Source organism: Paraburkholderia sp. WC7.3g (assembly GCF_050436345.1).
In the GTDB taxonomy this organism is placed as follows: Bacteria; Pseudomonadota; Gammaproteobacteria; order Burkholderiales; family Burkholderiaceae; genus Paraburkholderia; species Paraburkholderia podalyriae.
Window position 1 is genome coordinate 383,051 of record NZ_JBNDMA010000002.1, and the last position, 18,500, is coordinate 401,550.

Annotated in this window: 17 protein-coding genes and 1 pseudogene; 6 read left to right on the forward strand and 12 right to left on the reverse strand. The window is 63.0% G+C overall.

What is annotated here, in order from left to right; translation table 11 throughout:
* Positions 1–174 precede the first annotated feature (174 nt).
* The 9 genes from OKW43_RS13235 to OKW43_RS13275 all read right to left on the reverse strand — a co-directional run bounded on the left by OKW43_RS13235 (position 175) and on the right by OKW43_RS13275 (position 11,941).
* On the reverse strand, positions 175–1,335 hold the full coding sequence (locus OKW43_RS13235) for an ABC transporter substrate-binding protein (RefSeq protein ID WP_429447751.1): 1,161 nt from the start codon (positions 1,333–1,335) through the stop codon (positions 175–177).
* Between the two features lie 380 nt (positions 1,336–1,715).
* On the reverse strand, positions 1,716–2,882 hold the full coding sequence (locus OKW43_RS13240; protein WP_187632653.1) for an ABC transporter substrate-binding protein: 1,167 nt from the start codon (positions 2,880–2,882) through the stop codon (positions 1,716–1,718).
* A 559-nt stretch (positions 2,883–3,441) separates the two neighbouring features.
* The gene (locus OKW43_RS13245; RefSeq protein ID WP_187632652.1) at positions 3,442–4,413 is read right to left on the reverse strand and encodes a branched-chain amino acid ABC transporter permease; all 972 of its coding nucleotides are present in this window, start codon (positions 4,411–4,413) and stop codon (positions 3,442–3,444) included.
* Positions 4,413–5,297, reverse strand: a complete 885-nt coding sequence (locus OKW43_RS13250; protein WP_187632449.1) for a branched-chain amino acid ABC transporter permease — start codon at positions 5,295–5,297, stop codon at positions 4,413–4,415. The genes OKW43_RS13245 and OKW43_RS13250 overlap by 1 nt, the downstream gene beginning before the upstream one ends.
* A 189-nt stretch (positions 5,298–5,486) precedes the next feature.
* A complete protein-coding gene (locus tag OKW43_RS13255; protein WP_429447754.1) occupies positions 5,487–6,701 on the reverse strand; it encodes an ABC transporter substrate-binding protein in 1,215 nt (404 codons plus the stop codon).
* Positions 6,702–6,763: 62 nt separating this feature from the next.
* Positions 6,764–7,522, reverse strand: coding sequence for an ABC transporter ATP-binding protein (locus OKW43_RS13260; RefSeq protein WP_429447756.1), 759 nt, complete (start codon positions 7,520–7,522; stop codon positions 6,764–6,766).
* Positions 7,519–8,298 (reverse strand): ABC transporter ATP-binding protein, encoded by a 780-nt coding sequence (locus tag OKW43_RS13265; protein ID WP_018418872.1) that lies wholly within the window; start codon positions 8,296–8,298, stop codon positions 7,519–7,521. Before OKW43_RS13265 ends, OKW43_RS13260 begins: the two co-directional genes overlap by 4 nt.
* A 289-nt stretch (positions 8,299–8,587) precedes the next feature.
* A complete protein-coding gene (locus tag OKW43_RS13270; protein ID WP_429447758.1) occupies positions 8,588–10,303 on the reverse strand; it encodes a GMC family oxidoreductase in 1,716 nt (571 codons plus the stop codon).
* An 84-nt stretch (positions 10,304–10,387) separates the two neighbouring features.
* Entirely contained in the window at positions 10,388–11,941 is a 1,554-nt protein-coding gene (locus OKW43_RS13275; protein WP_429447760.1) for a CoA-acylating methylmalonate-semialdehyde dehydrogenase, read from the reverse strand.
* 147 nt (positions 11,942–12,088) lie between these two features.
* On the opposite strand from OKW43_RS13275, the gene OKW43_RS13280 reads away from it, so the two are divergent.
* Both OKW43_RS13280 and OKW43_RS13285 read left to right on the forward strand, forming a co-directional pair.
* On the forward strand, positions 12,089–12,988 hold the full coding sequence (locus tag OKW43_RS13280; RefSeq protein WP_429447762.1) for a LysR family transcriptional regulator: 900 nt from the start codon (positions 12,089–12,091) through the stop codon (positions 12,986–12,988).
* 167 nt (positions 12,989–13,155) lie between these two features.
* A complete protein-coding gene (locus OKW43_RS13285) occupies positions 13,156–13,692 on the forward strand; it encodes a class IV adenylate cyclase (RefSeq protein ID WP_429447764.1) in 537 nt (178 codons plus the stop codon).
* An 86-nt stretch (positions 13,693–13,778) separates the two neighbouring features.
* Here the strand turns inward: OKW43_RS13285 and OKW43_RS13290 are convergent, their stop codons facing one another.
* The gene (locus OKW43_RS13290) at positions 13,779–14,270 is read right to left on the reverse strand and encodes an Lrp/AsnC family transcriptional regulator (protein ID WP_429447766.1); all 492 of its coding nucleotides are present in this window, start codon (positions 14,268–14,270) and stop codon (positions 13,779–13,781) included.
* A gap of 98 nt (positions 14,271–14,368) precedes the next feature.
* On the opposite strand from OKW43_RS13290, the pseudogene OKW43_RS13295 reads away from it, so the two are divergent.
* Positions 14,369–14,494: pseudogene (locus OKW43_RS13295) on the forward strand (phenylalanine 4-monooxygenase); the annotation flags it as partial.
* 88 nt (positions 14,495–14,582) lie between these two features.
* The gene (locus OKW43_RS13300; protein WP_429451662.1) at positions 14,583–14,909 is read left to right on the forward strand and encodes a 4a-hydroxytetrahydrobiopterin dehydratase; all 327 of its coding nucleotides are present in this window, start codon (positions 14,583–14,585) and stop codon (positions 14,907–14,909) included.
* Positions 14,910–15,011: 102 nt separating this feature from the next.
* Here the strand turns inward: OKW43_RS13300 and OKW43_RS13305 are convergent, their stop codons facing one another.
* The gene (locus OKW43_RS13305) at positions 15,012–15,236 is read right to left on the reverse strand and encodes a DUF3717 domain-containing protein (RefSeq protein WP_187632442.1); all 225 of its coding nucleotides are present in this window, start codon (positions 15,234–15,236) and stop codon (positions 15,012–15,014) included.
* Positions 15,237–15,385: 149 nt separating this feature from the next.
* Between OKW43_RS13305 and OKW43_RS13310 the strand changes: the two genes are divergently transcribed.
* The gene (locus OKW43_RS13310) at positions 15,386–16,072 is read left to right on the forward strand and encodes a response regulator (protein ID WP_013090980.1); all 687 of its coding nucleotides are present in this window, start codon (positions 15,386–15,388) and stop codon (positions 16,070–16,072) included.
* 167 nt (positions 16,073–16,239) lie between these two features.
* Positions 16,240–17,748 (forward strand): sensor histidine kinase, encoded by a 1,509-nt coding sequence (locus OKW43_RS13315; protein ID WP_187632441.1) that lies wholly within the window; start codon positions 16,240–16,242, stop codon positions 17,746–17,748.
* A gap of 95 nt (positions 17,749–17,843) precedes the next feature.
* Here the strand turns inward: OKW43_RS13315 and OKW43_RS13320 are convergent, their stop codons facing one another.
* Positions 17,844–18,377: an SET domain-containing protein gene (locus tag OKW43_RS13320; protein ID WP_187632440.1), complete on the reverse strand. Its 534-nt coding sequence runs from the start codon at positions 18,375–18,377 to the stop codon at positions 17,844–17,846.
* Positions 18,378–18,500 lie beyond the last annotated feature (123 nt).

Below are 18,500 nucleotides of genomic sequence, written 5' to 3' on the forward strand. Positions count from 1 at the left end.
ATGACGGCGCGGCTCATAGCCGGCCATCGACCTGCAATGTCTGAAAAGACAACCGCCGCGCCGGGACACGGCGCGGCGGTCGATGCCATTGTCGTCGGACACAATGGCAATGCGGCGTCATGCACCGCAGATTGCGCGAGAGGCGCGTACCGCTAGTTGTCTTTGTAAATGCTCTTAATCGTTCTGCAGCTTCCACTTGCCGTCGACGATCTGCACGATCACGCGCGCGCGCTGGTCGAGGCCGTTGTGGTCGGTCGCCGTGGTGTTCATGATGCCGTGCGACACCGGCAGCTCCTTGATGTTTTCGAGCGCGTTGCGCAGCGCCGCGCGGAACTCGGGCGTGCCCGGCTGCGCGGTCTTCAGCGCGACCGGAATCGCGGCCTGCAGCATCTGGCCGGCATCCCATGCGTGACCGCCGAAGGTCGCGACCGAACCCGCGCCATACGCCTTCTCATACGCGTTCTTATAGGCCTCCGACGATTTCTTCACCGGGTTCGAATCCGGCAATTGATCGACGACGAGAATCGGACCGGCCGGCAGCAACTCGCCTTCACAATCCTTGCCGCACACACGCAGGAAATCATTGTTCGCGACACCGTGCGTCTGATAGATCTTGCCCTTGTAGCCACGCTCCTTCAGCGTCTTGGCCGGCAGCGCCGACGGCGTGCCCGAGCCCGCGATCAGCACCGCGTCGGGATTCGCGCCCATCGTCTTCAGCGCCTGGCCCGTCACCGACGCATCCGTCCGGTTGAAGCGCTCGTTCGACACGATCTTCAGGTTGTGCGCTTTCGCTGCGGCGTCGAACGTCGTGTTCCAACTGTCGCCGTATGCGTCCGAAAAGCCGATGAAGCCGACCGTCTTCACGCCGTGGCGCTGCATGTAATCGGCGATCGCATCGGCCATCAGGCTGTCGTTCTGAGGCGGTTTGAACGCCCACGCGCGCTTCGCATCCATCGGCTGGATGATCGCGGCCGATGCCGCGAGCGAGATCACCGGCGTCTTGCCTTCAGCGGCCGGATCGAGCATCGCGAGCGAATTCGGCGTGACGGTCGAGCCGATGATCGCGTCGACGCGGTCTTCGTCGATCAACTTATGCGTGTTCTGCACGGCCTTGCCGGTGTCCGACCCGTCGTCGAGAATGATGTACTGCACGCTCTTGCCGCCGATCTCCTTCGGCAGCAACGCGATCGTGTTCTTCTCAGGAATCCCGAGCGATGCGGCCGGCCCCGTCGTCGACAGCGTCACGCCGATCTTCACCTGCGCGAATGCCGCCCCCGTGCCGCACATCAGCGCCATCGCGATGCCCGTGCGTACCCAATGTCTTGTCATTTTCATTGCGAGTCTCCAAACGCCTTGAAAAACGCCTATCTGTAAGCCGGCTAGCTGGGCCGAGTGTCTGAATCTAGTGAGCGGATTCAGGTGTGCCAAGCATGGTTTTCCCTGTTCGGCGCACATACCTTCCGCGCTATGTTGATTACCGCTCATCTTGCGTCGCACGAGTCGCGCATCCGCGTCATACGCCGCGGTTCTATTTCGCGGTTCTGTTCCGATCAAGCATTGATAAACCACTAATATGTTAGTAGCCTGCGTCCCGCATTATCGACGGTCAACAGCGCTGCGCTCGCGCGATGCAGACGGCTCGCCCAGGTAACAAAAAAGACGCGTCAACTGCACGCGTCTTTTTCGATGAGGTCCCGTGGCGCAGAGCCTTTCGCTCAGTCGCCGGCGAGCTTCCACTTGCCGTCGACGATCTGCACCATCACGCGCGCCCGCTGATCGAGACCGGCGTGGTCGTTCGCGCTCATGTTGAAGATGCCGTGCGACGCGGGCAGATCTTTCGTGCCTTCGAGCGCGGCGCGCAGCGCCTCGCGGAAGGCCGGCGTGCCGGGCTGGCCCTTCTTCAACGCGAGCGGGATCGCATGCTGCAGCAACAGGCCCGCGTCCCATGCGTGACCGCCAAACGTCGACACCGAACCTGCGCCATACGCGATTTCATACGCGCGCTTGTAAGCGAGCGCACTCTTCTTCACCGGATTCGAATCGGGCAGTTGCCCGGCGACCAGCAGCGGGCCGGCGGGCAGCCACGTGGCTTCGCAATCCTTGCCGCACACGCGCAGGAAGTCGTTGTTCGCGACCCCGTGCGTCTGGTAGTACTTGCCCTTGTAGCCGCGTTCCTTCAGCGCTTTCTGCGGCAGCGCGGCCGGCGTGCCCGCACCGGCGATCAGCACCGCGTCCGGATTCTGCGACATCATCTTCAGTACCTGGCCTGTGACCGATGCGTCGTTGCGCGCGAAGCGCTCGTTCGCGACGATCCTGATCTTCGCCAGGTCAGCGGCTTTGCTGAATTCCTTGAACCAGCTCTCGCCGTACGCGTCGGAAAAGCCGATGAACGCGACTGTTTTCACGCCGTGATTGGCCATCTGCTGCGCGATCGCGGTAGCCATCAGGATGTCGTTCTGCGGCGTCTTGAACACCCACGCGCGCTTCGCATCCATCGGCTCGACGATGCCCGCGGCCGCGGCGAGCGAGATCATCGGCGTGGAGGTTTCGGCGGCGACGTCGGTCATGGCGAGCGAGTTCGGCACGACGGTCGAGCCGATCAGTGCATCGACGTGGTCTTCGCTAGTGAGCTTGCGGGCGTTCTTGACCGCCTGGGTCGAATCGGTTGCGTCGTCGAGGACGATGTAGTCGATTTTCTGGCCCGCTACTTCTTTGGGCAGCAGCGCAATCGTGTTCTTTTCCGGAATGCCGAGCGAGGCGGCCGGCCCTGTTGCCGACACAGTGACGCCGATTTTCACGTCCGCGAATGCATGGCCACTCCATGCAGCCGAAACTCCGGTGGCGACCAATGCCGCGCTGATCCAACGCAATGCCGACTTCATCCTGCTCATCCATTAACCCCGTTATTCAATTGCAATTAAATCCATGGATTTAATTGCCAACCCAGTGGTCGGTGAATAGCGAGTTTAGCGGACGCAAGTGCCGTGCTGCAAGCGTTTCGCAGGCTTGTGACGCTGACATGCAGCGATTTGCGAAGATTATCAAATGGCTCGCGAAATAGCCGAAATATTGGCCCGAAGAAGGCCCAAAAATACAAAACAAAAAAGCGCTGTTGGATATCAATCCAACAGCGCTTTCTCGTGGGCACTGAGTGCCTCAATTGTCTCCTCGTTCTCCACCTGCAAATTCGTGGTGCATCAGAACTGGATGAAGATTAAACGACCCCCTTAGTAGTAACAACTAGCAATTACCCTAGTGGTGCAGTGCCGCACCGAATCGGGGCGCGTTCGACCAATTTTGTCACACGGCTTGCCACAGCTTCGCTGAACCGCTGATTCGGCGCACCCTCGGCACGAGAGGCAAGTCAATCGGATGCCGAAGCAATTGCGTATCGCACTGCATCAAGCGCGGCACCTTGCGGGCGGGATCAAGCAGACGCACTCAAGCCCGCAACGGCCGCACTCGCGCGACGATTTCACCGACGATGCCGCGCCGGAACGCCAGCACGCACGCGATAAAAATCAGCCCCGTGACGATCGTCACCGACTCGCCAAGTGAGCGGAACCAGTCGATCCCGGTCATCGACGCGAGCGCCGAGCCGATATCGCCGAGCCGGTCTTCGAGCGACACGATCAGCGCGGCCCCGACCAATGGGCCGAACAGCGTGCCCATGCCGCCCACCAGCGTCATCAGGATCACGAGGCCGGACATCGTCCAATAGGCATCGCTCAGCGTTTCGAAGCCCTGCACCAACACTTTCAGCGAACCGGCGAGACCCGCGATGCCGGCCGACAGAATGAATGCGAGCAGCTTGAAACGGTCGGTGTCATAGCCGAGCGATACCGCGCGCGGCTCGTTTTCCTTGATCGCGACGAGTACCTGCCCGAACGGCGAATGCACGATCCGCACGATCAGCAGGAACGCCGCGACGATCACCGCGAGCACGACGAAATACAGCGCGACGTCCGAAGAGAGATCGAGCACGCCGAACAGCTTGCCGCGCGGCACCCCTTGCAGGCCGTCTTCCCCGTGCGTGAACGGCGTCTGCAGGAACACGAAGTAGACCATCTGCGCGAGCGCGAGCGTCACCATCGCGAAGTAGATACCCTGACGGCGAATCGCGAAGAAGCCGACGACGAGCCCAAGCAGCGTCGCCGCCGCGGTGCCGCTCAGCACGCCGAGCTCCGGCGAAAAGCCGAGCGTCTGTATCGCATAGCCGGTCACGTAACCGGCCGACGCGAGAAACATCGCATGACCGAAGGACAGCAAGCCCGTATAGCCGATCAGCAGATTGAAGGCGCCCGCGAACAGCGCGAAGCACAGCACCTTCATCACGAAGAGCGGGTAGATGCCGAGCAGCGGCACCGCGAGCAGCGCGAGCAGCAGCAGACCGTAGAGCACTTTTCTCTGCATCATTTTTCCCTGCCGAAAAGACCCGCCGGACGCACGAGCAACACGAGCGCCATGATCACGAAGACGACGGTCGCCGACGCTTCGGGGTAGTACACCCGCGTCAGTCCTTCGACCACGCCGAGCATCAGGCCGGTCAGAATCGAGCCCATGATCGAGCCCATGCCACCGATCACGACCACCGCGAACACGGTGATGATCATCGACTGGCCCATCAGCGGCGAAACCTGAATCACCGGCGCGGCGAGCACGCCGGCAAACGCCGCGAGCGCGACGCCGAAGCCGTAGGTCAGCGTAATCATCAGCGGCACGTTGATGCCGAACGCCTCGACGAGCTTCGGGTTTTCGGTGCCCGCGCGCAGATACGCGCCAAGCCGCGTCTTCTCGATCACGAACCAGGTCGCAAAGCACACCACAAGCGACGCGACGACCACCCACGCGCGATAGTTCGGCAGATACATGAAGCCGAGATTGGTCGCGCCCGACAGCACCGACGGCACGTCGTACGGCTGGCCCGACGAGCCGTAGATCGAATGGAACACGCCCTCGATCACGAGCGTGAGGCCAAACGTCAGCAACAGGCCATACAGATGATCGAGCTTGTAAAGCCAGCGCAGCATCGAGCGCTCGATCCCGACGCCGACGAGCCCAACGATCACCGGCGCGAGCACGAGCATCACCCAGTACGGCAGATTGAAATACGACAGCCCCATCCACGCGAGCATCGCCCCGAGCATGAACAGCGCGCCATGCGCGAAGTTGATCACGTTGAGCAGGCCGAAAATAACCGCCAGCCCAAGGCTCAGAATCGCGTAGAACGAGCCGTTCACGAGCCCGAGCAGAAGCTGGCTCAGCATCGCGGGTAGCGGAACGCCAAAGATGTCCATTGAAGCCCTTAGCCCTTCAAGCCATCGTCAAGGTGAGATCGGTGACGCACGATCGGGCCGGCACGCGACAAGCGGCGACGCTGCCCATCGCGTGCGGCATCTGAAACGGTCATCCGCCAGCGCGTGCCCCTGCAGCGCCGGCGGTTCTCTCAGGTCTGCGCGGTCCTCGACCGCTCACTGCGCCCGCGCTTACTTCCACAGCGCGCAGCGGGTCTGCGCCTTGGTCGTGAAGACCTGATCGCCCGGAATCGTCGCAGTGATCTTGTAGTAATCCCACGGCTCCTTCGATTCGGCCGGCGTCTTCACCTGCATCAGGTACATGTCGTGGATCATGCTGCCGTCCTGACGGATGTAGCCCTTCGCGTAGAAGTCGTCGATCTTCGTCTTGTGCAACTGCGCCATCACCTTGTCCGGATCGGTCGAGCCCACCGCCTGCACCGCCTTCAGATAGTTCATCGCCGCCGAGTAGTCGGCAGCCTGCAGGCTCGACGGCATCTTCTTCATCTTGTCGAAGTAGCGCTGCGACCACTTACGCGTGTCGGCGTCCTTGTTCCAGTACCAGCTGTCGGTCAACACGAGACCTTGCGTCGTTTCGAGACCGAGGCTGTGCACGTCGTTGATGAACATCAGCAGCGCGGCGAGCTTCATCGTCTTGGTGATGCCGAATTCCTTCGCGGCCTTGATCGCGTTGATCGTGTCGCCGCCCGCGTTCGCGAGGCCGAGGATCTGTGCCTTCGACGCCTGCGCCTGCAGCAGGAACGACGAGAAGTCCGACGCCGACAGCGGATGACGCACCGCGCCCAGCACCTGGCCGCCGTTCGCCTTCACGACATCCGAGGTCGCTTTTTCGAGCGCCTTGCCGAATGCGTAGTCTGCCGTCAGGAAGTACCAAGTCTTGCCGCCCTGCTTCGTCACGGCCGAGCCCGTGCCGTTCGCGAGCGCGGTCGTGTCGTATGCGTAGTGGATCGTGTACGGCGTGCATTGCTCGTTAGTCAACGTATCGGCGCCGGCGCCGACGCTGATATAGACCTTGTGCTTCTCGCCCGCGACGGTGTTAGTCGACAGCGCGGTCGCCGAGTTCGTGCCGCCGATCACCATGTCCACGCCGTCTCGGTCGAACCACTCGCGAGCGCGCGATGCCGCGATGTCCGCCTTGTTCTGGTGATCCGCGTACAGCACCGTGATCGGTTTGCCGTTGACCTTGCCACCGAAGTCGGCGACCGCCATCCGGATCGCTTCAAGACCGCCCTGCCCGTCGATATCCGCGTACAGCCCCGACATATCCGTAATGAAGCCGATCTTCACGGCATCGTCGGCCGCTTGCGCGCTACCCAGCGTCAGTGCGGTGCCAGCGGCGACCGCGAAACAGAGTGAGGCAAGCCGCGCGAGTGGGTTCTTTTTCATGCGTGTCTCCTGGTTCTTCGCTTGTGGTTATCAGAGGCAGTCGGGCGCGAGTATGTCCGTGTCTATACGCCCAGTAAATCGTGCAGCACCGGCATCTTGCCTTCGAGCTCGCTGGCCCCGAAATGCTCGACGATCATGCCGTGCTCCATCACATAGAAACGATCCGCGAGCGGCGCGGCGAAGCGGAAGTTCTGCTCGACCATCACGATCGTGTAGCCGCGCGCCCTCAGCGTGACGATCATGCGCGCAAGCGCCTGCACAATCACGGGCGCGAGCCCTTCCGAGATTTCATCGAGCAGCAGCAGATTCGCGCCGGTACGCAGAATCCGCGCGACCGCGAGCATTTGCTGTTCGCCGCCTGAGAGCCGCGTGCCCTGACTCATGCGCCGCTCCTGCAGATTCGGGAACATCGCGTAGATTTCCTCGAGCGACATCATGTGCGCCTTGTCGCCGACGGGCGGCGGCAGCAACAGATTTTCCTCGCACGACAGGCTCGAAAAAATGCCGCGCTCTTCCGGGCAATAGCCGATGCCGCAATGCGCGATGCGATGCGTGGCCAGGCCGATCGTTTCGCGTCCGTCGATACGGATCGAGCCGGTACGGCGACCCGTGAGGCCCATGATCGCGCGCAGCGTCGTGGTCCGGCCCGCGCCATTGCGGCCGAGCAGCGTCACGACTTCGCCGCGGCCGACCGACAGATCGACGCCGTGCAGAATGTGGGATTCCCCGTACCAGGCTTGCAGTCCCGCGATTTCCAGCGCGGGTGCGCCGCTTTTCGTTTGGTCCGCTTCGAGGCCTTCGCGCTCGACCGTCGTATTCATGCGTGGGCTCCGGCGAGCGCCGCGTCGGCGCTGCCCATGTAGGCTTGCATCACGAGCGGATTCTTCGACACTTCCGCGTAGCTGCCCTCGGCGAGCACTTCACCCCGTTGCAGTACGGTGATCGTGTCAGAGATACCGGCGATCACGTTCATGTTGTGCTCGACCATCAGAATCGTGCGGCCCGCCGATACCTTTTTGATCAGCGCGGTCACGCGATCGACGTCCTCATGACCCATGCCTTGCGTCGGCTCGTCGAGCAACATCAGTTCGGGTTCCATCGCGAGCGTGGTCGCGATTTCGAGCGCGCGCTTGCGGCCGTATGCAAGCTCGACGGTCAATACATCCGCGAAATCGGTCAGGCCGACCTGGGTCAGCAGATCCATCGCGCGATCGTTCAGACGCCGCAACGTACGCTCGCTCTTCCAGAAGTGAAATGCGGTGCCGAGTGAGCGCTGCAACCCGATGCGCACGTTCTGCAATGCCGTCAGATGCGGAAATACCGCGGAAATCTGGAACGAACGGATGATGCCGCGCCGCGCGATCTGCGCGGGACGTTCGCCGGTGATATCGACACCGTTGAAAACGATCTGGCCCGCGGTGGGCTCGAGAAATTTGGTGAGCAGGTTGAAGCAGGTGGTCTTGCCCGCTCCATTGGGGCCGATCAGCGCATGGATCGAGCCACGGCGCACGCGCAGGTTCACGCCGTTCACGGCGACAAAGCCTTTGAACTCACGGGTGAGGCCCCGCGTTTCGAGAATCGTATCGCCGAGAATCATGTTCCCTTCCATACGGAGTAAGGCGAAGCATTACGACCTTTCCGCGCGAAACTCTGCGCGACTTGTTATTTTTGCGGCACCCCTTGCCGCTCCTTGGCGTGCTGCACCAATCCGTACGGTTATCCATGGCGTGGCACGCAGCATGGCTGCCATTGTCGCGCCAATGATGCAGCGCAATCATTGGGATTTGCACTTAGGGAACGAGGCCCGCGCCGTGCGTATATGACGCGCGGTTCACACGTTTCACGTACGCGGCGGAAAACCTGACCGATGCGCTCACCCAGTGATGTCACACAGCTGACATCGACGCGTCGACACCGGTATGCGCGGCCATGCTGCCGCTCACGCGCGCGCGACGATCCTCGCGGATCATGTCGCTCGCGCGCTCGGCGATCATCAACGTCGGCGAATTGGTATTGCCCGAGGTGATGTTGGGCATCACCGAAGCATCGACGACACGTAAGCCCTCGACTCCGAGAACCCGTAGCCGGTTGTCGACGACCGCGGCGGAATCGTCGTTCGTACCCATGCGACAGGTGCCGACCGGATGGAAGATCGTCGTGCCGACCGCGCCCGCGGCCTGCTGCAATTCTTCTTCACTCTGATATTGGAGACCTGGCAGAATCTCGCGCGGCTGATAGCGCGCGAGCGCGGGCGCCGCGACGATGCGACGCGTGACACGTAGCGCGTTCGCGGCTACGTGGCGGTCGTACCCGGTCGACAGATAATTCGGCGCGATCAACGGTGGTGCACAAGCGTCGGCCGACGCTATATGAATGCTGCCGCGCGACGTGGGGCGCAAATGACACACAGAAGCCGTGAACGCATTGAAGCGATGCAGCGGTTCGCCGAAGCGATCGAGCGACAAAGGCTGCACGTGATACTCGAGGTCGGGTCGCGACAGCGAGTGATCGTCGGCGTCGGACTTCGCGAACGCGCCGAGTTGCGACGGCGCCATCGACATCGGTCCGCTCTGAAACAACGCGTACTGCATGCCGATCATCAGCTTGCCCCACCAGTGCGCGGACATCGTGTTCAGCGTGCGCACGCCTTGCACCTGATACGCCATGCGCAATTGCAGATGGTCCTGCAGGTTTTCGCCGACGCCGCGCAGATCCCGAACGACCTCGATGCCGAGATTCCGCAGACGCGCACCATCGCCGAGCCCGGACAATTCGAGCAGTTGCGGCGAGTTGACCGCGCCCGCGGAAAGGATCACTTCGCATCGCGCTTTGGCGAGATAGTCGACGTCGCCGCCCCGATATTCGACACCCATGCAGCGACGGCCATCGAATACGATGCGCTGCGTGTGGGCACCGGTGATGACCGTGAGATTCGCGCGCTTCAACGCGGGCCGCAAAAAAGCCTTCGACGCGTTCCAGCGAATGCCGTGCTTCTGATTGACGTCGAAGTAGCCGACGCCGGTGTTGTCGCCGCGATTGAAATCGTCGGTGGCGGGAATGCCGGTTTGCTGCGCGGCTTGCGCGAACTCTTCGAGAATCTTCCATTTGAGGCGCTGCTTTTCGACCCGCCATGGTCCGCCCGCGCCGTGCGCTTCGTTGGCGCCGCCGTGATGATCTTCGCTGCGCTTGAAGACCGGCAGCACCGCGTTCCATGACCACGTGCTGTCGTTCGTCACGCGCGCCCATTCGTCGTAGTCTTCGCGCTGGCCGCGCATATAGATCATGCCGTTGATCGACGAACTGCCGCCGAGCACGCGCCCACGCGGATACGACAGCGCGCGGCCGTTCAAACCCGGCTCGGCCTGGGTCTGGTACAGCCAGTCCGTGCGCGGGTTGCCAATGCAGTAGAGGTAGCCGACCGGCACGTGAATCCAGTGATAGTCGTCCTTGCCGCCGGCTTCGAGCAGCAGCACCTGGATGTCGGGATCTTCGGTGAGCCGGTTCGCCAGCACGCAGCCCGCGGTGCCCGCGCCGACAATGATGTAGTCGAACTCGCCTTCGAGCCGCCGTGCGGCGCGGGACGTACTGTCGCTATGACTCATCGTTCAGTCTCCTGATCATTTTGCGGCGCGCTTTTGTTTTTTTGCTGGCGCGCGTACCGACTTGAAGTCGCGCAAAGCCCCCCGCTATTTGGCGACCGGCATCGTAAATTCGGCACCCTTCGCGATGCTGTCGGGCCAACGCTGCATGATGCTCTTATAGCGCGTGTAGAACCGCACGCCTTCCTCGCCGTACGCATGATGATCGCCGAACAGCGACTTCTTCCAGCCGCCGAACGAATGCCAGGCCATCGGCACCGGAATCGGCACGTTGATGCCGACCATGCCGATCTCGATCTGCCGCGAAAACGCGCGCGCGATGCCGCCGTCGGACGTGAACAACGACACGCCGTTCGCCAACTGATTCGCGTTGATCAGCTCGACCGCAGTTGCAAAATCGGGCACGCGCACGACGCACAGCACCGGCCCGAAAATCTCCTCGCGGTAGATCTTCATGTCGGGTGACACGTCGTCGAACAGCGTACCGCCGAGGAAAAAGCCGTTCTCGTGCCCTGCGACCTGATGACCGCGCCCATCGACGACGAGCTTCGCGCCCGCGGCGACGCCAGCGTCGATATAGCCGAGCACCTTGTCGCGATGCGCGCCTGTGACGAGCGGCCCCATCTCGGCGGCCGCTTCCATGCCGTTGAGGATCTTCAGGCTCTTCACGCGCGGCGCCAGACGCTCGATCAGCTCATCGGCGATATGTCCCACCGCGACCGCCACCGAAATCGCCATGCAGCGCTCGCCGGCCGAGCCGTAGGCGGCGCCGATCAGTGCGTCGACGGCCTGGTCGAGATCGGCGTCGGGCATCACGACGAGGTGATTCTTGGCACCGCCCAATGCCTGCACGCGCTTGCCGTGCCTCGTGCCTTCGGTGTAGATGTATTCGGCGATCGGCGTCGAGCCGACGAACGACAGCGCGCTCACCTCCGGATGCACGAGCAGCGCATCGACCGCGACCTTGTCGCCGTGCACGACGTTGAACACGCCGTCCGGCAGGCCCGCCTCCTTCAGCAATTCGGCGAGCCGGTTCGACGCGGACGGGTCACGTTCGGACGGCTTCAGCACGAAGGTGTTACCGCACGCGAGCGCGACGGGGAACATCCAGCTCGGCACCATCATCGGAAAATTGAACGGCGTGATGCCCGCGACCACGCCGAGCGGCTGCCGCAGATTCCAGTTGTCGATGCCGCCGCCGATCTGATCGGTGAAATCGGTCTTCAGCAGATTCGGGATGCCGCACGCGAATTCGACGACCTCGATGCCGCGCATCACCTCGCCCTTCGCGTCGGAGAACACTTTGCCGTGCTCGCGCGTGATCAGTTCCGCGAGTTCGTCGTGGTGACGGTCGAGCAATTCCTTGAACTTGAACAGCACGCGCGCGCGTTTGATCGGCGCGGTTTCGCTCCATGCTGGAAACGCGGCTTTGGCGGCGGCGACCGCGGCGTCCACCTCGGCGACGCTCGCAAACGGCACGCGCGTGCTGACACTGCCGAGCGCCGGATTGAAGACGTCGCCGAAACGCCCACTCGTGCCTTCGACGGTCTTGCCGTTGATGAAATGGCTCAGTGCGCGTGCGCTCGCCGCGCTGCGTGCTGCGTCGCCCCGCGCGGTTGCGTCGTGATATGTCTCGCTCATCTCGTTCCCCTTTGCTGTGAAATCTTCCGGCCTTGCGCTTCGATGCCGCGCACCCAAGCGTGCTGAACGCCAAGCGTACGGCGCCCCGAGGCGACAAATCCAATGAGAAATGCTCAACTGCCATATAAGCCGCGCTAATATCAGGCTATGGATCTGACTCTGCTTAGGGCATTCGTCACCGTCGCACGCGAGGGCAACCTCACGCGCGCCGCGGCGCAGCTGCATCTGACCCAACCTGCCGTCAGCTTGCAAATCAAGCACTTGCAGGAGACGCTCGGCGTGACGTTGTTCACCCGCGGTTCGCACGGGCTCGCGCTCACGCGCGACGGCCAGGCGCTGCTGCCGCACGCCGAACGCGCGCTCGGCGCGGCTGCCGACGTACAACGCGCGGCGCAATCGCTGTGCCAGGAAATGCGCGGGCGTCTGCGCATCGGCACGATTCTCGACCCGGCGTTTTTGCGCCTCGGCGGTTTCCTGAAGCAGCTCGTCGAAACCTGGCCGCAAATCGAAACCGCACTGCGTCACGGCATGTCGGGATGGGTGCGCGAACAGATTCGCGCGGGCGAACTCGACGTCGGCTATTACATTGGCCTGCCGTCCGATGACGACACGCGCGACGGCGTCACCTTTCACGCGGTCACGCTGACGCATTTCCAGTACCGCGTGCTTGCACCGGCGGGCTGGAAAGATCGCGTGAAGAATGCGCGCGACTGGCGCTCGCTCGCGGCGCTGCCGTGGATCTGGACGCCGCCGGCGTCCGCGCACAACCGCCTGCTGTCGCGCTGTTTTGGCGAGGCGGGTGTGAAGCCCGTCAAGGTAGCCGAGGTGGATCAGGAGCCGTCGATGCTCGATCTCGTCAAGTCGGGCGTCGGTCTTACGCTCGCGCGCGACGCGACTGCGATCGCCGAGGCGCACGCGCACGCGCTGACGATCGTCGACGGCATTACGGTGCCGACGCAGCTGAGCTTCATCACGCTCGACGAGCGTAAGGACGAGCCGGTGATCGCGGCCGCATTGAAGCTGATCGAACAGCAGTGGGCGATCTGAGCGAGGAGGATCCGCCTCGGTTGCGATATGAGCCGCGCTAATGCCCACCCTTCACTTGCCAGTGCTAAAACCGGGCTGTCACGAAGATTTTGCTAGATTGTCGGTTTGCGCCCACACAGCGGCCTCGCGGCGCTTTCCGTTCACTTAGCCCATCACAGGAGCCTGATATGGCACGCAACATCGAAATCAAAGCCCGCGCCCAGCATTTCGAGCAACTGCGCGAACGCGCCGCGCAGCTCGCGACGGACGCGCCGCTGATCTTCCGCCAGCAGGACTTTTTCTACGACGTGCCGCGCGGCCGCCTGAAGCTGCGCCAATTCGACGACGGCACGCCGGCCGAACTGATCTTCTACCAGCGCGACGACCGCGACGGCCCGAAGGCGTCGTACTACACGCGCAGTCCGGTCACGAATCCCGAAGCGATGCATGCGCTGCTCGCGACCGCGCTGACCACGCGCGGCATCGTCTCGAAGGAGCGGCACGTGTATCTGAGCGGGCGCACGCGGATTCATCTGGATCGCGTCGACGGTCTCGGCGATTTCGTCGAACTCGAAGTGGTACTCGCGCAGGACGACGACGAAGAAGGCGGCCACGCCGAAGCACATGCGATGTTCAAAAGCCTCGGCGTCCCGGAGGCGGATCTGGTGCCAGTCGCCTATGTCGATCTGCTGAATGCCGAAGACGAGCCGAAGCAGGCGGCGTAAAGATCGCGTCACCACAGGCGCCGCGGCACGACATGCGCGGCTTCCGTTTCCCGCCAGTCGGCATCGCCGGCAATCGCCTCAAACCCTCAACCCGCCACCGCGCCCGGCGCCAGATGCCCCAGTGGCAACGGCCCATTTCGCTTGAACGTGGTCAGCACGATGTTCGAGCGCACGCTATCGACGCCCGGCACGCGCATCAGCTTCTTCATCACGAAGCTCGACAGGTAGTTCAGATCCGGCGCGACGATGCGCAGCAGATAGTCGGCATCGCCGACGACCGCATGGCATTCGAGCACTTCGGGCAGCATGTCGATTTGCTGCTGAAACTGCTCGATGATCGAATCGCCGTGATGTTTCAGCTTCAGGCTTGTGAAAGCAGTGACGCCGAGCCCGAGCTTTTCGGGCCGAAGCACGACGCGATAGCCATCGACCACCCCGACCTGTTCGAGCCGCTGCAAGCGCCGCCCGATCTGCGACGGCGACAGCGGCACCTGCTCGGCCAACTGCTGATGCGTGGGGCGGCCAAAGCGCTGCAGCACGTCGAGCAGCGCGAGATCGAAGTGATCGAGTTCAAGCATCGTTTATTTCCCGCATAGATTGGCCAAACAATGCACGATTATTGCACGATTATGCATATTCGAGCGGTGTTTGCGCCCTTCCCGCCCGTCCTCCGCGCGATCTGTTCGGCCATGTGCCACTGCTGATTCAGCCGGTGTTCGTCGACTACATGCACGCGTACGGCCGCGCCGCGCTCGCCGCCGATGGCGCGGGCGCCCTGCCGCTGCTCGCGCGGGCTCTATGGGTACATCGCGGGAAGGCCGCCGCAAGCCGACCCGGCCCAACGGGCGGCGAGGATTGCGCAACCGTGAAAAAATAACGGATGCGTCCGCCTGCCGGCGAACGCGTTCGACCAGCGAGGTAACAACATGATTCAGAAACTGACTGCCGACGAACGGCCCCAGCAACTGGCGAAACTGAATCGCTGGGAAAGCGTGGCGGAGCGTGACGCGATTCGCCGCACCTTCGAATTCGCCGACTTCAACGAGGCGTTCGGCTTTATGACGCGCGTCGCCATCAAGGCGCAGGAGATGGATCACCATCCAGAGTGGTTCAACGTGTACAACAAGGTCGACATCACGCTGTCGACCCATGAGGCGAACGGCGTGACCGAACGCGATATCGCGCTTGCCACATTCATCGACAGTATTACTGTGTAGTACAAGAATTACCGGTTTTATGCGTGTTTCTACACAACTTGCCGCGTAATTGGGCCGCAATGAAAGGGCAATGCAGGCAATTTCCTGGGCAAACCTTCAGTTCTACAGGCTATTATTAAGTTGAACGTAAGCTTCCCAGGCCTGCTTTGCAATCGGGTCCAAACGATCGAGTGGTAGCGACTGCTGACGCTGTACAATCAGCAGCGCATACGGCTTGGAGAGCGCGCTTGCCTCCTTGCACAGAACGAGTTCGTCGCCGCTCGAAGGTGAGCGGGCGCGCCAGAAGTTGATCGCGGCTTCCAGTTCGTGAATGCTGATCTCGGACATGACTTCGTGATGGCTAGCAGGGCGCTTCGAGGCGGCTCGACAGCGGCTTCGTGGCGCGTTTGCCGCCGCTTCGCACGCCGTCTGTGCAGCAGGCGCCCCGGCGAACCGCTTGCCCAAACGCCTAAACCCATTGTACTTGAGCGAAATCCATGCGACTCCTTCTGATCGAAGATGACCGCCCCATCGCACGCGGCATCCAAAGCAGTCTCGAACAAGCCGGCTTCACCGTCGACATGGTCCATGACGGCATCTTTGCCGAGCAGGCCCTCACGCAAAACCGCCACGAACTCGTGATCCTCGATCTGGGTCTGCCGGGCATCGACGGCATGACGCTGCTGTCGCGTTTCCGTCAGAGCAACCGCCATACGCCGGTGATCATCCTGACCGCGCGCGACGAACTGAACGACCGCGTGCAAGGCCTGAACTCGGGCGCCGACGACTACATGCTGAAGCCGTTCGAACCGGCCGAGCTCGAAGCGCGCATTCGCGCCGTGATGCGCCGCAGTGGCCCCCACGGCGACATGCCGCGCCCGGAAGTGTCGCTGGGTGGCGTGCGGCTGTCCGGCGTTGACCGCCGCATCTTCAACGACGACAAACCGCTCGAACTGTCGCCGCGTGAATTCGCGGTGCTCGAAATGCTGCTGCTGCGTCACGGCCGCGTCGTCAGCAAGGCGCAACTGCAGGATCACCTGACGCACTTCGGCGGCGATCTCGGCGATACCGCGATCGAAGTCTACGTGCACCGCGTGCGCAAGAAGCTCGAGAACTGCCGTGTCGAAATCGTCACCGTGCGTGGCTTTGGCTACCTGTTGCAGGAAATCCGCCAGGCCGCATGATCGTCGTGAAGGCCGCGGGTTACGTTGCGGCCTGACGACGCCGGACCGGCACCGCGCATCGGCTGCGCCCGCCGCGCGTTGTGCCGGCATCCGGACTATCTCAACGCGCTTCGCGCCGTTGCCACCGCAGTTGCCACCGCAGTTGCCATTTTCCCGCGCGTACGATCATGCACCAGCCGGCCGCCAATAGTCTGCGCCGCACGCTGCTGCGGCGCCTCGCTGCTCCCCTGTCGCTGCTCGCGCTGATGAGCGGCCTGATCGCTTACTGGCTCGCCTGGCAGTACACGCAGCACGTGGTCGACCGTTCGCTCGCGGACCTCGCGACCGCGATCTCCAAACAGATCCAGATCGCCGGCCCGGAAGCGCCGATCACGGTGCCGCCGCTCGCGCAGGCGATGTTCTCCGATCCGGTCGAACATCTGGTCTACCGGATCAGCACCGGCGATACCGAAATCGCCGGCGACAACAATCTGCCGCTGCAAGGCACCAACGTGCGCCGCATGCATTATGCGTACGTGTTCGAGACGCAGCACGAGGGCGTGACCGTGCGGGTCGCGCAGGTGCGGGTCGAACAGCCGAGCGGCAATCCGATCGTCGTCGAAGTCGGCCAGCCCGTGCATCACCGCTTCCGCATCGCCGCCGAGTTCCTCGTCGCGATCATGATGCCGCTATTGCTGTTGCTGCTGGCCGGCTGGGTGATCGTGTGGCGCGTCGTCAATCAGCAGCTCAATCCGCTGACCGCGCTCGCCGATTCGCTGAACCGGCAGACGCACACGTCGCTCGAACCCGTCGACGAAACCTATGTGCCGGTCGAAATCCGTCCGCTGACGGGCGCGCTCAACGCGCTGCTCGGTCGCCTGAAGGCCGCCCTCGATGCGCAACGTAAATTCATCGCCGATGCCGCGCATCAGCTGCGCACGCCGCTCACCGCCGTGAAGCTGCATGCGGAGCAGGCGGTCGTCGCGCGCGATCCGCAGCAGACGCTCGCCGCCGTGCGCGAACTGCGCGCCGCGGCCGATCGTGCCGTGCGGCTGTCGAATCAATTGCTGTCGCTCGCGCGCGCCGAGCCGGGCGAACAGGCGGCCCGCTTCGTCAATGTCGACATGGCCGCGCTCGCGTTCGACACCGGCGCCGAATGGGTGCCGCGCGCGCTTCGCGTACACGTCGATCTCGGCTTCCAGCGGCTCGACGATCCGTCGAACGATGACCCGCTGATGGCGCGCGGCAACCCGGTGCTGCTGCATGAAGTGATCGCCAATCTGCTCGATAACGCGCTGAAGTATGTGCCGCCCTCGCGCGCCGACGGCGGCCGTATCACGGTGACGGTCTCCCAGACCCTGATCGACGACCTGCGCATGGCCGAGATCGTCGTAGAAGACAACGGGCCGGGCGTGCCGGGTTCGCAGCAGGCGGATCTGTTCAAGCGATTCTTCCGCGGCGACGGGCAGGCCGAGGCGGGCGTCGACAGCGGCGCGGGTCTGGGCCTCGCGATCGTCCACGACATCATGGTGCTGCATCACGGCAGCGTGCATTACGAGGATGCGCCGGAGGGCGGCGCACGCTTTATCGTGCGGATTCCGTTGCTGCCGCCCGGCGCGTCCGCGGGCGTTGCCAGCGATGCCAACGCGCGGCGCGCCACGAAAAAACCGGCGCACTCGGCGCCGGTCGATTTGTAGGGATGTGAACGCTTGCCGGCTGCCGCGGCCGCGCTCGACAGGGCGCTTCGATCAGCGCAGACAGCTAACGCGGCGCGCCGGGCCGCGCCTCATTTCTAATTCTTCTTCGATTTCTTCGCCGACTTGCTCGACTTTTCCGCCTTGCCGGCGCCTTTGCCCGACTTGCCGCCGCCCTTGCCCTTCTGCGGCGGCGCCAGCATCGTGCCGCGGCACTTGCGCGCGCCGCAGCGGCATTCGTATTCCTTTTTCAGCTTCTTCGTCTGACGCGCGTCGATCACGAGCCCGTAGTCGTAAAAGACTTCCTCGCCCTCCGCGATATCGCGCAGCGCGTGCACGTAAACATGCCCGTCGATTTCCTCGGCTTCGCAGTTCGGCGCGCATGAATGGTTGATCCAGCGCGCGCTATTGCCGTTCACCTTGCCGTCGATGACCTTGCCGTTATCCAGCGCGAAATAAAACGTGTGATTCGGTTCAGCCGGATTATGCGGATGACGGCGCAATGCTTCTTTCCAGGTAATCCGCTCGCCCTTGTATTCGATCAGCCGTTCGCCCGCCGCGATCGGTTCGAGAGCAAACACGCCTTTGCCGTGCACACCCGAACGGCGCACGGCGATCCTGCGTGAATTCATTGAATGAATCCTTGTGAAGAACTGGGGAATGAAGTCTGGCAATCGTCTGGCGCGTCTTGCGCGCGGCTTTTTCTAACGCGAATAGCAAACGCGGCGCCCTGCGAGCGCCGCGTCGACTTGCGA